Origin of the sequence: Demequina sediminis (assembly GCF_030296675.1) — a bacterium.
Lineage (GTDB): Bacteria > Actinomycetota > Actinomycetes > Actinomycetales > Demequinaceae > Demequina > Demequina sediminis.
Map to the genome: position 1 here is coordinate 923,206 of NZ_AP027736.1, position 12,583 is coordinate 935,788.

The 12,583-nt window shown below is 70.5% G+C and carries 12 protein-coding genes and 2 pseudogenes; 4 read left to right on the plus strand and 10 right to left on the minus strand.

Going from position 1 to position 12,583, the window contains the following annotated elements:
* Window positions 1-33: 33 nt before the first annotated feature.
* From pafA to QUE44_RS04750, 6 genes and pseudogenes are all read right to left on the minus strand, one after another.
* Window positions 34-1,443 carry a Pup--protein ligase gene (gene pafA / locus QUE44_RS04725; RefSeq protein ID WP_286216153.1) on the minus strand — a complete coding sequence of 470 codons (1,410 nt, stop codon included), beginning with the start codon at window positions 1,441-1,443 and terminating at the stop codon, window positions 34-36.
* A gap of 15 nt (window positions 1,444-1,458) precedes the next feature.
* Complete coding sequence (locus QUE44_RS04730) at window positions 1,459-1,641, minus strand: ubiquitin-like protein Pup (RefSeq protein ID WP_286216677.1); 183 nt, start codon at window positions 1,639-1,641, stop codon at window positions 1,459-1,461.
* Between the two features lie 59 nt (window positions 1,642-1,700).
* Window positions 1,701-3,164, minus strand: a pseudogene (gene dop, locus QUE44_RS04735) (depupylase/deamidase Dop); the annotation flags it as partial.
* Window positions 3,165-3,215: 51 nt separating this feature from the next.
* Window positions 3,216-4,571, minus strand: a pseudogene (gene arc / locus QUE44_RS04740) (proteasome ATPase); the annotation flags it as partial.
* A 17-nt stretch (window positions 4,572-4,588) separates the two neighbouring features.
* Window positions 4,589-5,584: a tRNA (adenine-N1)-methyltransferase gene (locus QUE44_RS04745; protein ID WP_286216158.1), complete on the minus strand. Its 996-nt coding sequence runs from the start codon at window positions 5,582-5,584 to the stop codon at window positions 4,589-4,591.
* Between the two features lie 74 nt (window positions 5,585-5,658).
* Entirely contained in the window at window positions 5,659-6,771 is a 1,113-nt protein-coding gene (locus tag QUE44_RS04750; RefSeq protein ID WP_286216160.1) for a M50 family metallopeptidase, read from the minus strand.
* 85 nt (window positions 6,772-6,856) lie between these two features.
* On the opposite strand from QUE44_RS04750, the gene QUE44_RS04755 reads away from it, so the two are divergent.
* The gene (locus QUE44_RS04755; protein WP_286216162.1) at window positions 6,857-7,699 is read left to right on the plus strand and encodes a RecB family exonuclease; all 843 of its coding nucleotides are present in this window, start codon (window positions 6,857-6,859) and stop codon (window positions 7,697-7,699) included.
* Here the strand turns inward: QUE44_RS04755 and QUE44_RS04760 are convergent.
* Both QUE44_RS04760 and QUE44_RS04765 read right to left on the minus strand, forming a co-directional pair.
* A complete protein-coding gene (locus QUE44_RS04760; protein WP_286216164.1) occupies window positions 7,696-8,310 on the minus strand; it encodes a cache domain-containing protein in 615 nt (204 codons plus the stop codon). The two genes, QUE44_RS04755 and QUE44_RS04760, sit on opposite strands and share 4 nt — an antisense overlap.
* An 84-nt stretch (window positions 8,311-8,394) precedes the next feature.
* Window positions 8,395-9,084, minus strand: a complete 690-nt coding sequence (locus tag QUE44_RS04765; RefSeq protein ID WP_286216165.1) for an HAD family hydrolase — start codon at window positions 9,082-9,084, stop codon at window positions 8,395-8,397.
* Window positions 9,085-9,108: 24 nt separating this feature from the next.
* On the opposite strand from QUE44_RS04765, the gene QUE44_RS04770 reads away from it, so the two are divergent.
* The gene (locus QUE44_RS04770) at window positions 9,109-9,975 is read left to right on the plus strand and encodes a PAC2 family protein (RefSeq protein ID WP_286216168.1); all 867 of its coding nucleotides are present in this window, start codon (window positions 9,109-9,111) and stop codon (window positions 9,973-9,975) included.
* Between the two features lie 57 nt (window positions 9,976-10,032).
* On the opposite strand, the gene QUE44_RS04775 is transcribed toward QUE44_RS04770, so the two are convergent.
* Complete coding sequence (locus QUE44_RS04775; RefSeq protein WP_286216169.1) at window positions 10,033-10,893, minus strand: undecaprenyl-diphosphate phosphatase; 861 nt, start codon at window positions 10,891-10,893, stop codon at window positions 10,033-10,035.
* 66 nt (window positions 10,894-10,959) lie between these two features.
* Between QUE44_RS04775 and QUE44_RS04780 the strand changes: the two genes are divergently transcribed.
* Complete coding sequence (locus QUE44_RS04780; RefSeq protein ID WP_286216172.1) at window positions 10,960-11,922, plus strand: aldo/keto reductase; 963 nt, start codon at window positions 10,960-10,962, stop codon at window positions 11,920-11,922.
* Window positions 11,923-11,950: 28 nt separating this feature from the next.
* Here QUE44_RS04780 and QUE44_RS04785 read toward each other — a convergent pair whose 3' ends face one another.
* The gene (locus QUE44_RS04785) at window positions 11,951-12,262 is read right to left on the minus strand and encodes a primosomal protein (protein WP_286216174.1); all 312 of its coding nucleotides are present in this window, start codon (window positions 12,260-12,262) and stop codon (window positions 11,951-11,953) included.
* Window positions 12,263-12,304: 42 nt separating this feature from the next.
* Between QUE44_RS04785 and QUE44_RS04790 the strand changes: the two genes are divergently transcribed.
* Window positions 12,305-12,574, plus strand: coding sequence for a DUF5703 family protein (locus QUE44_RS04790; protein ID WP_286216176.1), 270 nt, complete (start codon window positions 12,305-12,307; stop codon window positions 12,572-12,574).
* Window positions 12,575-12,583 lie beyond the last annotated feature (9 nt).

Sequence of the window (12,583 nt, forward strand, 5' to 3'; positions counted from 1 at the left end):
TTTCCTTTCGGGACCGTAAGAGTCTACGTGCCCCTACGCGAGGGTCAGCGCGTCCAGGAGCGTGTCGACGCGAGCGTCCTCGTGGCGGAAGGGGTCCTTGAGCAGGACCGTCGTTCCCGACGAGCCCGCAATCTTGAGATGCACCCAGTCGACAGTGAAGTCGCGACCCACGGCCAGCGCGCGCTCGACGAACTGGCCGCGCAGGCGCGCCCGCGTGGTCTGCGGCGCGGTCGTCATCGCACGCTCGATCGCGGCATCGGTGACGATGCGCCGCACCAGTCCCTGTGCCTGGAGCCGGTAGTACAGGCCCCGGTCGGGCGACACGTCGTGGAACGCGAGCTCGAGCCGCGCGAGACGCGGGTCACCGAGGTCGCAGCCCAGCCGATCGCGATAGCGCATCACTAGGCGGTGCTTGATCGCCCAGTCGAGCTCGGTCTCGACGGCCGAGAAGTCCTGCGTGCGCACGGCGTCGACGCCGCGCTGCCACAGGTCGAGGATGTCCTCGACCTCGGGGGTGACCGCGATGACGCCGCCCAGATGGGAGCGCACCAGGTCGATGTACGTCTGCTGCACCTCGACCGCGGTGAGGTGGCGGCCATCGGCGAGCTCGACGGTCGCGCGACCCGGGAGGTCATGCGCAACGTCGCGGATGGACTGCATCTCGCGCGCGAGCGTCAGCTCGGGCATCACCACGCGCGCCTCCATGAGGCGCAGGATGAGGTCGGTCGTGCCCATCTTGACGAGCGTGGTGGGCTCCGCCATGGTCGAGTCACCCACGATCACGTGCATGCGCCGGTAAAGCTCGGCGTTGGCGTGCGGCTCGTCGCGCGTGTTGATCATGGGACGCGACCGCGTGGTGGCCGAGCTCATGCCCTCCCACATGTGATCGGCGCGCGGCGAGAAGCTGTAGTGCGCGCCCGACGGGGTGCGCGTGATGCATCCCGCCCCCGTGACGATCTGCCGGGTGACCAGGAACGGCAGCAGCGCAGACGCGAACGCCTTGAAGTCGGCGCGCCTGCGCACCAGGTAGTTCTCGTGGCAGCCATAGCTGTTGCCCGCGGAGTCGGTGTTGTTCTTGTAGAGGTGGATGGTGCCGTCGACCCCCGCGGCACGCAGCCGCTCCTCGCCTCGAGCGATGAGGTCGTGGACGATCCTCTCCCCCGCCTTGTCGAGCGCGATCAGGTCCGTGAGGGTGTCACATTCCGCGGTCGCGTACTCGGGGTGTGCCCCGACGTCGATGTAGAGGCGCGACGCATTGGTGAGAAACACGTTCGACGACCGCCCCCACTGGACCACGGAGTGGAACAGGTGGCCCGCGACCTCCTCGGGCGTCACGGGACGGCCCGCACCGGTGTCGAGGTGAAGGCCGAACTCGGTCTCGAGTCCGAAGATGCGCCGCGCGGGGTCGACCTCGAGCGGCGGCGGGATGTCGGTGGCGATCATGGGTGCAGCGCGGGGCTACTCGCCGCCCTTCTGCACGAACGAGCGCACGAACTGCTCGGCATTGACCTGCAGCGAGCCGTCGATCTCCGCGAGGAGGTCATCGATCGCGTCCGTGCTGGCCTGCGTGGCGGCTGTCGGCGCCTCGGGCTCGGGTGCGTCGTCCTCGTAGGGCTGTCCTTGAGCATTGATCTGGGCCATGTCGCGAGTCTATCCAGCGATGAGTCGGTCCAAGAGGGGTGACGCGCCGCGAGCGGCTCGTCGAGGTGGACCACCTCAAGGTGGCCGTGATCGGTCTCGCGGTCGAGCACGACGGTCGACCACCCGGCGGCGTCCACCAGCTCGGGACGCGCCGCGACGATTCCCCCGCGCAACCGGGCACGCGTGTCCTGCGGCGCGCGGGTCATGGCCTCCGCGACCTCGTCATCCGACACGAGTCTCTCAACGGCCCCCGCCGCCTCGAGCCGCGCGACAAGTCCATCCCCGAGCCTCGACCACTGGAGGTCCATCGCCGCGAGCCGGGCATCGTCCCATCTCAAGCCCTCGGGGGCCTCGGGCGTCGCGTGCCGCGTCCTCATCCTGCCCAGGAGCTGCAGCTTCGCGACCCACTCGACCTCGCGGGCGGCGGAGAAGATGTCGCCAGCGAGGCGCTCGAGCACGGCCTCCCAGCGTGCGAGCACCGCGGCATCGCCCGCATCGCTCGCGTACGAGCGGCAGATCTCCAGCAGCGCCCGCTGCACCTCGAGCGCGCTTGCCTCCTCGCCCGAGGCGAGGCGCAATCGAGCGCGCAGCGTGAGGTCCCTGGACACGGTTCGCACGGCGTCGACCGGCTCCGCCAACTCGAGCGCGTCGAGGCGATCGTCGTCTGCCTCGATCGCGGCAAGCACGAGCGACGTGGTGCCGACCTTGAGGAAGGTCGCGACGTCGAAGAGCGTGGCGTCGCCGATGATGACGTGGAGGCGGCGGTAGCGGTCACGGGCGGCGTGGGGCTCGTCACGCGTGTTGATGATCGGCCGGCGCAGCGTGGTCTCGAGGCCCACCTCCGCCTCCATGTAGTCCGCGCGCTGCGAGAGCTGGAATCCCGCCTGCTCGCCGAACTGGCCGAGTCCCACGCGTCCCGCGCCCGTATAGACCTGACGCGTCACCAGGTGGGCCGTGAGGCGCCTCGCGAGGTCGTCGAAGTCGGTGGCACGGCTCACGAGGTAGTTCTCGTGAGTGCCGTAGCTCGCGCCCTTGCCGTCGACGTTGTTCTTGTACAGCGCGATGTTCTCGTGCTCCTCCTCGACGTAGCGGGCCGCGGCCGCACGCGCGATCGCGTCCCCCGCGCGGTCCCACACGACGGCGTCCCGCGCGTTCGTCACCTCGGGGCCCGAGTACTCGGGGTGTGCGTGGTCCACATAGAAGCGCGCGCCGTTCGCGAGCACGGCGTTGAGGTGTGCGGGGTCCTCCCACGAGCCGCGGCGCCTGCGCAGCGTGACCGCGCGCGCGGCCTCGTCGTACTCGTGGTCCTCCGTGAGCATGTCGGGTGTCGCCGCGGTGCGCGACCGGCGAAAGCCCCGCTGATCCTGGAGCGGGTCCTCGCCGCCGTAGTCCCAACGGGTCGTGTGCTCCCCCGCCCACGCCCTGCACGCCGTAATCAGGCGCGAGGACAGCAGGATCGGATTCGCCCGCGGCTCGTCGGGGTTGACGATTCCGTACTCGGTCTCGATGCCCACCACGCGCACGTCAGCACCGCCCCTTCACTGCGTGGCGAGGGTGCCGGACGCGACGGCCCGCGCCTCGGCGAGCTCCTGGTCCGCCGCGGTCACGAGGTGCTCGCGCGTGAGGCCCTTGGCATGACCGGCGACCACACCCTTGATCGCGGCGGTCTTGGCGCGGTCGACGATGTTGCGCACGACGGCGCCCGACACGTGCCGGTCGGCGTCGGCGTGCGCGAAGATCCGCTCGACCGCGGTATCGATGAGTCCGCGGACGGTCGCCTCGCGGTCGCCGTCGTGGGCGTCCAGTTCGGACTGCGCCAGCGGCAGATCCGCCCGCAGGTACTTGCCGAAGATGTCGGCCGTCGCGGCCGGGCTCGGACGCGAGATCTCGATCTTGACGTCGAGCCGTCCCGGGCGCAGGATCGCGGGGTCGATCATGTCCTCGCGGTTCGACGCGCCGATCACGATGACGTTGCCCAGCGCCTCGACGCCGTCGAGCTCGGTGAGCAGCTGCGGCACGATCGTGGTCTCCATGTCCGAGCTCACGCCGGACCCACGCGCGCGGAACAGCGCGTCCATCTCGTCGAAGAACACCACGACGGGCGCGCCGGAGTGCGCCTTCGCGCGCGCCCGCTCGAAGATCGTGCGGATGTAGCGCTCGGTCTCACCGACGTACTTGTTGAGCAGTTCGGGGCCCTTGACGGACAGGAAATACGAGCGGTCGGCGCCCACGGCGTCAGCCAGGGAGTGCGCGACGGCCTTCGCGATGAGCGTCTTGCCGCAGCCAGGCGGGCCGTAGAGCAGCAGCCCCCGCGGGGGACGCAGCGCGTGCTCGCGGTAGAGCTCGGGGTGCGTGAGCGGCAGCTCGATGGCATCCCTGATGCGCTCGATCTGCGGAGTGAGTCCTCCGATCGATGCGTAGTCGATGTCGGGGACCTCCTCGAGCAGCAGTGCCTCGACTCCCGTGCGCTCGACTTTCTCGGTTGCGAATCCCGTGCGGGGGTCGATGATGACGGTGTCGCCCTCGTGCACGCGCCGCGCGGCGTCCCCTCCCACAAGGGTCACCACGCGCTCGTCCTCGCCGCGGGAGACCACGAGCAGGCGATCGTTGTCGACCACCTCGCGCACAATCGCTGCCTGGCCCGTGCGGTCGGGCTTCGCGACGCCGACGACGACGCTCATGGGGTTGAGCAGGACCTCGTCGCCCGGCTCGAGATCGACCTCGAGAGTGGGCAGCACCGCGACACGCATGCGCCGCCCGGACGCGACAACGTCGGCATGGCGACCCGACCACTCGACGAAGGTCGCGAACGTCTGCGGCGGCTGGGACGCCTCCGCGAGCTTCTCGCGCATCTCGCCCAGCTGGTCGCGCGCGAGCGTGAGCAGCCGCTGGAGTTCAGCGTTGTTGCGCTCGAGTCGCGCGATCACGTCCTGTGCCTCGGCCACCATCACTCCTCCCCCGCGGGCGTGTCGCGGGTCGCGGTCACGTCGCGCCGCACCCTGCGGATCTTCTTGTCGCTGACGGCGCGCTCGCCCAGGTCCTCGGGGGTCCACTCCTCCGCGACCGGATACGAGCCCTTCGCGGGCCGACGGTGTCGCAGCGGCGCCTCGACTCCGGGCGCCATGCGCCGCGTGGTGAGCAGGAAGCCCGTGTGACCGACCATGCGGTGGTCCGGCCGCACCGCGAGGCCCTCGAGGTGCCACGTGCGCACCATGGTCTCCCACGCGCGCGGCTCAGTGAAGCCGCCGTGCTCGCGCAGGTCCTCGGCGAGGCGCGACAGCTGGGTCGTGGTGGCGACGTAGGCCAGCAGCACGCCCCCGGGGGCGAGGGCCGCGGCGGCCTCCTCGATGTTCTCCCACGGCGCGAGCATGTCGAGCACGATCCGGTCGACCGTGCCCGGCTCGAAGACCTCGCCCACGCGGTCGGCGAAGTCGCCGATCTCGATGCGCCACGCCGGGTGGGGCCCGCCGAAGTGTGACTCGACATTGGCGCGTGCGATGTCCGCGAAGTCCTCGCGCCGCTCGATCGACACGAGCTCGCCGGCGTCGCCGGTCGCCCTCAGCAGGGACATCGTCAGGGCACCGGAGCCGACCCCCGCCTCGACCACACGTGCGCCGGGGAAGATGTCCGCCATCTGGATGATCTGGCCCGCGTCCTTCGGGTAGACGACGGCGGCGCCGCGCGGCATCGACAGCACGAAGTCGCTCAGCAGCGGGCGAAGCACCAGGTATTCGACGCCGGCGGTGTTGCGCACCACGGTGCCCTCGGGCTTGCCGATGACGTCGTCGTGCGTGAACATGCCGCGATGCGTGTGGAACTGCTTGCCGGGCGCGAGGACGATGGTGTGGTGGCGTCCCTTCGCATCGGTGAGTTGGACGCGGTCGCCGGCGCGCAACGGGCCCCTGCGTTCGGACGCGCCCGTGGGCTCGGAGGTGAGGGTCATGCGGCCAGTCTAGGGCGCGCCTTCGGTGCCATCCGCGGGTCCGGTGGCGCGGCATCGTCCCTTGTGGGCGGCTCCTAACTCAGCGCCGCACGCAGGTCCTCGACGTGCGCGATGCCCACCGGCACGTCTCCGTTCATGATCACCACGACGTCCGTGCGGCCGAGCCACGGCACGACGGCCTCGACGAGCGCCTGGCCCGACGCCGAGGCGGGAATCTGTGCGCCGCGCGCGAGGGGCATCGTCACGGACATCAGCGTGGTCGTGGCACGTGCTTCCTCGGGAACCGCCTCGGTCAGCGCGACGGGGAAGTGCCCGGCGGGCTGACCGTCTGCCGCCAGGACCACGACCTCGCGGGCATCGGCCGCCTCCGCGTGTGCGCGGGCCTGTGCGACCGTCGCGTCGTACGGGACTCCCACGGCGACGACGGCCAGGGAGCCCGCGGTCGTGCCCTCGCGGCGTCCCAGCACGGTGGCCGCCCGCAGCTCCGCCGAGGCCGCCGGCCAGATCACGGAGAACAGGAAGGCCGACCAGATCACGGTGATGAGGTCGGGGCTGTTGCCGGTCACGAGCGGACCAGCGATCGCGACCACCACGACTCCCACCGCGACGATCCTGCCGCCGTGCGCAGCCCACCGGTGGCCCTTCCACCTGTCGCTCGTCGCGCCCCACACGATGGCGTTGACGACGCGGCCGCCGTCGAGCGGCGAACCCGGCAGCGCGTTGAAGGCGGCGAGGATCAGGTTGAGGACCCCCGCATAGAAGACGATGCGCCCGGCGATGCCGTCGACCGCACCGGACGCCGCGAGGGCGGCGCCGCCGATCGCGGCGTTGGCGGCGGGACCAGCGGCGGCGATGAGGCCGATCTCGAGCGGACGCGGATCCTCGCTGCGAAACTGCGTGTGGCCGCCGAAGAAGGTCAGCACGATCTCGTCGACCTCGCGGCCGAACCCGCGCGCCACCGCGGTGTGCGCGAGCTCGTGGAGGAAGACCGATCCGAACAACAGGACGGCCACCGCGAGACCGAGGGAGAAGCCCTGCCTTGAGAAACCGTCCTCCCCCGCCGCATAGAACACCGCAAGGATAAGCGCCATCACGAGCGTCGACGGGGACAACACCACGCGAGCACCCAGCACGCGCCCGAGCGAGATGCCGCGCGTCCGCGGGTGGTTCACGGGTGGCCTGTTCATGGCTCCACGGTAGTGCGCGGCTCGGACACCACCGCGCGCCACGTTCCGTCCGTGGACTGTCGCACCCGACGCCTAGGGTGAGGGCATGCCTCGCAAGCCCGCGTTGTCGCCCTCTCGAGCCGGCGACTTTCAGCAGTGTCCCCTGCTGTTCCGCTATCGGACCGTCGACCGCCTCCCGGAGCCGCCTTCCCCTGCGGCGACGCTCGGCACGCTCGTGCACGCCGTGCTCGAGAGGCTGTACGACCTCCCGGCGGCGCAGCGCACGGTGGACGCCGCACACGCGCGCCTCGAGCCGCAATGGCGCGCGATGATCGATCAGGACCCGCGACTCGCGGATCTGCACGCCGACCCTGCCGCGGAGTCGGCGTGGCTCGCGGAGGGCCGTCAGCGCCTCGCGACCTACTTCGATCTCGAGAACCCGCAGCGACTCGAGCCGGCGGCCCGCGAGGAGATGGTGGAGGTCCAGCTCGAGGATGGTCCCCTCCTGCGAGGAATCATCGACCGCATCGACATCGCCCCCGACGGCTCGATCAGGATCGTGGACTACAAGACCGGCAAGACCCCCGATCCTCGCTGGGGAGAGCGCAAGGAGCGGTTCCAGATGCGCTTCTATGCGCTCGTCGTGGAGCGCATTCGCGAGCGCAGGCCCGCGCTGCTCCAGCTCCTCTTCCTGCGCGACGGAGGCCGCCTCGAGATCCGCCCGACGGGCGACGACATCGCGAAGGTCGAGCACGAGATTCGCGAGCTGTGGGCGGAGATCACCGCGGCCGCGTCCGCGGGACGCTTCCGCCCGCGCACGTCCAAGCTGTGCGGCTGGTGCTCGTTCCAGGAACAATGCCCCGAGTTCGGGGGCATCGAGCCGCCCCTCGACCCCGACGCGGTCGAGCGCGCGCTGGGCGTGAGGCCCGTCGCGGGCGCCCCCTCCTAGGAGGTCACCGCGGCGCTGAGCCGTCGCGAAGTCTCCGCGAGCGCCTCGGTTCGGGCGGCGGCCTCGACATCGTCCACAGAGATGCCGGATCCGACCACCCAGCCCCACTCGGGCACCCCGGCCACGTACGACACCTTGGGGGCCGACTCCTCCGAGCCTGGCTTGGGCCAGGTGGAGGAGACGAACCCGGCACCCTGCTCCTGCACAAGCGCGACGAACTCGACGAAGATCGCGGTGCCGTGGGTGTCGAGCGTGCCGCTCACATCCGTGCCCTCGAGCTCGGGCTTGATGGGGTGCATCACCATCACCGGGCCCTCGTCGTTGATCCAGAAGTACTCCTCGCCCGAGTAGCGCAGATCGCGCAGCTTGGCGGCGGCGAAGGACTGCGCCTGCTCGAGCGTCAGTTCACCCGACGCGGCCTGGGCGACGTACGAGTCCACGATCTGCACGCCGACCTCGACTACCTGCCGCGTCGCATTCTCGCGTTCGGTCATCATGCGATCGCGCACCGTGAGCGCGCCTACCAGAATGATGGTCGCCATCCCCAGCGCGATGAGGGCCACGATGGCCCAAATCCGCGCCTGAATCGACATCGCCCGCACTGCCTTCATCGCGATCGCTCTCCCTGACGGTTGCGTACTGGCCGTCACATCGGCCACGCGGACAGGTTGGTGAGGGATGACCTCGGGACGGGCCTAGACGTCCGCCCCGAGCTCGTCGATCATCTCGCCGCCGACGATCCGTGACAGGGCCGCGACGTCGAGACCCTCGAGCGAGCGCACGCGGCTGAGACCGGGGCGGGGCTCGAGGGGAGTGAGGCGGCGGACGCCGATCGTCGCTGCCCCCGAGGTGTAGGCCGACCCCACTCCGGCGGGAGAGTCCTCGATCGCGACGCACTGCGTGATGTCGACGCCCAGGCGGGCCGCCGCGGTCAGGTACGGCTCGGGGTGGGGCTTGCCGTGGGTGACCTGGTCTCCCGTCACCACGACGGCGAACGCGTCGGGAGCGCGCGACACGAAGGCATCGGCAAGCATCGAGTAGGACATCGTCACGAGCGCACACGGGATGCCTGCGGTCACGACCGCGTCGAGAAGGGCCCGCGCATCGGCGTTCCACGGCACGTCCTGACGCACCTGGGCCGTGACGCGCCCCAGCAGGTAGGAGATGACATCGTCGGGCGCGAGGTCGACCCCGCGATCGATCATCGCGAGGGCCGACACGGTGAGCGGATTGCCCACCAAGGCGAGTCCATCCTCGTGCGTCCATTCGATGCCGAACCTCGCGGCGAGCTCGGTCTCGGCACCGATCCAATAGGGCTCGGAATCGATCAGCGTGCCGTCCATGTCCCACAGGACCGCGGCAGGTGGCGGCGCCTTCTCATTCATATGGGGCCAGTCTAGGCTGGCCGAATGACCCCCGACAGCGACCCCGCAGCCCTGGCCGCCGACCAGTCCGTGATGATCGCGGCCTTCGAGGGCTGGAACGATGCCGGGTCCGCCGCCTCCTCCGCTCTCGACCACTTGGCCCGCTCCTGGAACGCGCGCGAGTACGCCACGCTGGACCCCGAGGAGTATCACGACTTCCAGGTGAGCCGCCCGAGCATCCAGACAGTGCCGAGCGGCGAGCGCGTCGTGTCATGGCCGGGGACCGTCATCTCGACCGCGAACGGCCCGTGGGTGGGCGACCGCGAGATCGCTCTCGTGCGCGGCATCGAGCCGTCGATGCGGTGGCGGCGTTTCTGCGGAGAGGTGCTCGACTACGCCGAGGACCTCGACATCAAGACCCTCATCGCATGCGGTGCGCTGCTGGTCGACGCGCCGCACACGCGCCCCCTGCCCACGTTCGTCACGAGCGAGGATGCCGCCGCGCGCGAGGCCTTCGACCTCGAGCGCTCGGACTACGAGGGACCCACGGGCGTCCTTGGAGTCCTGGGTCACGAGGCGGCCCTGCGCGGCATCACCGTGATCTCGGTGTGGGTGGGCGTCCCGCACTACATCGCGCACCCGCCGAGCCCCAAGGCCACCATCTCGATCCTGTCCCAACTCGAGCGATTCCTGGGCGAGCCGATCGAGCTGGGTGAGCTTCCCGACGAGGCCGAGGCGTGGCAGCACGGTGCCGACGAGCTCATGGATGACGACGACGAGATCGCGGCGCACGTCGAGCAGCTCGAGGCCGTCATGGATGAAACGAGCCTGCCCGAGGCGTCGGGTGATGCGATCGCTGCCGAGTTCGAGAAGTTCCTGCGCCGCAGGGACCTGGGCAACGGCAAGGCCTGAGTCGCCCCGGTCCCGTTTCGGGCGCTCGGGCGACGGGCGAATGGACGATGCCCGTGGCTAGGTCGCGCTGATGACCCCGGCAGCGAGCAACGCGACGATCACACCGGCCGCCAGGATCCGGTACACCACGAACGGCAGGTAGCTGCGCTGCGTCACGAGGCGCAGGAACCACACGATGACCGCGTAGCCCACGCCGAAGGCCACGGCAGCCGCGATCGCCGTGTTCACCAGGCCCGGAGCCCCCGGGGCCTGCAGCGAGTCGAACTCCGTCACGAGCTCGAACACTCCGGAACCGAGCACGGCGGGGATCGCCAGCAGGAAGGACATGCGCGCGGCCGCCTCCCTGGTCATGCCCAGGAACAGGCCCATCGTGATGGTGCCGCCCGAGCGCGAGACACCGGGAATGAGCGCCATCGCCTGCGCCGCGCCCAGCAGCACGGCGTCCTTCACGGTGAGCGAGTCCAGCTCCCGGCGCTTGGCGCCCACGCGGTCGGCGAGCCACAGCACCAAGGCGAAGACCGCGAGCACCGTCGCGGTGATGTAGAGGTTACGCAGGCTGGTCTCGATCGCGTCCTTGAACAGCAGGCCGCCGGCCACGATCGGGATCGAGCCGAGGATCACCCACCAGCCCATCCGGGCGTCCGCGCTGTGCGCACCCAACCGGGCCTTGGCATCGGCCCCATCCCGGCCCGCGAGAGCGCGGAACCACGCCGCGACGATCCGCGTGATGTCCTTCCAGAAGTACACGAGCACCGCGGCCTCGGTGCCGATCTGGATGATCGCGGTGAACGCCGCTCCGGGGTCCTCGCCGTGCGGGAGCAGCGGCCCGATCACGCGAATGTGCGCGCTCGAGGAGATCGGCAGGAACTCCGTGAGTCCCTGCACCAGACCGAGGATGACCGCTTCCCACCAACCCATGGCGCAACACTAATGCCCGCGCGTCGCGCCCCGGCGCCGCCGCGCGGGTTCGGTAGCGTCGCTCCCATGCAGCGCGCGAGGATCGGGACCACGGGACTCGAGGTGTCGCGCCTGACGCTGGGCACCATGACCTGGAGCCGCGACACGGACGAGGACGAGGCGGGGGCGCAACTCGACGCGTTTCTCGATGCCGGCGGCACCCTCCTCGACACGGCGGCGTCCTACGCGGACGGCGGCTCGGAGGAGCTGATCGGGCGCATGCTGGGCGGCACGGTCGCGCGCGCGGACGTGCAGATCTGCACCAAGGCTGGCATCCGGAGGACGACCCACGGCGGCGTGGTCGACGCCTCCCGCGACACGATGCTCGACACGCTCGACGCCTCGCTCGCGCGCCTGGGCACCGACCACGTCGACGTGTGGCTCGTGCACCAGTTCGACGCCGGGACGCCGCTTGACGAGACGCTGCACGCGCTCGAGATCGCGGTCAACAGCGGCCGCGCGCGCTATGTGGGCGTGTCGAACTTCCCCGGCTGGGCGACCGCGAGGATCGCGACGCTGGCCGATCGCCGGCCGTCAATCGCCGCCACACAGGTCGAGTACTCGCTGCTCCAGCGCGGCATCGAGCGCGAGGTCGTCCCGGCGGCCGCGGCGCTCGGCATGGGCGTGATGGCGTGGTCGCCACTCGGACGCGGCGTGCTTACCGGCAAGTACCGCTCGGCGATCCCCGCGGACTCGCGGGCCGCCTCCGAGCACCTCGCGGGCTTCGTCGAGCCGTATCTCGACGACCGGGCGGGATCGATCGTCGAGGCGCTGGCGATCGCGTCGGAGGGGCTCGGCGTGAGCGCGCAAGAGACTGCCCTCGCGTGGGTGTTGTCGCGGCCCTTCGTGGCGACCGCGGTCGTCGGCGCGCGCACCGCCGAGCAGCTCGTGCCCTCGTTGCGGGCCACGCAGTTGCGGCTGCCTCCCGCAATCGGAGACGCTCTCGACGAGGTCTCCGCGATCGATCTGGGATACCCGGAGCGGCGATGACTCCCCCGGCCTGGCGGTACGGCGAGCCTCAGCGCAGCTCGAAGTCGTCCAGGTCGTCGTCGAGGATGTCCTCGTCCTCCTCGGCGTGGGGATCGAGTTCGTCCTCGGCCAGGCCGTCCTCGTCGGCGTCGGAGTCGTCCGCATCGTCGAGCAGCATCGGCAGGGTCTCCCCGTACTCGACGTCCAGGACCGCCTCATACCTGTCAAACGCCTCGGCGAGAGCGTCGTACGCGTCGTCGACCGAGGCATCGGCCTCTCCTCGACGGGCGAGGACGGCGGCGAGGTGCTCCTCGTACGCCGCGACGAGCACCCTCAGCGCCTCATGCGCGTTCGAATCCATGGCTATGACGTTACCCGGACACCGGGTTGAATGGGAGGCGAGATGAACCAGCACAGCGAGCGCTCCACCCACATCGTCACTCCGACGCGCCGCGTCGCCTCCGCGGACAGTCGCTTCGACTGGCGCGTGGTCGACATTCCGCGCGAGGTCACACGCGCCGAGGCGCGCGCGCTGCTCACCGAGCAGGCCGAGTACGGGCGCTGGGACCTCATCCGTTCGCAGACGTTCATCGGCGGCGCGCGACGCGTGTGGCTGCGGCGCCGCGTCATGAACGTCCGCCGCACGGACCTCGCCCGGACGGACGCCGCGTAGGAACCCGCG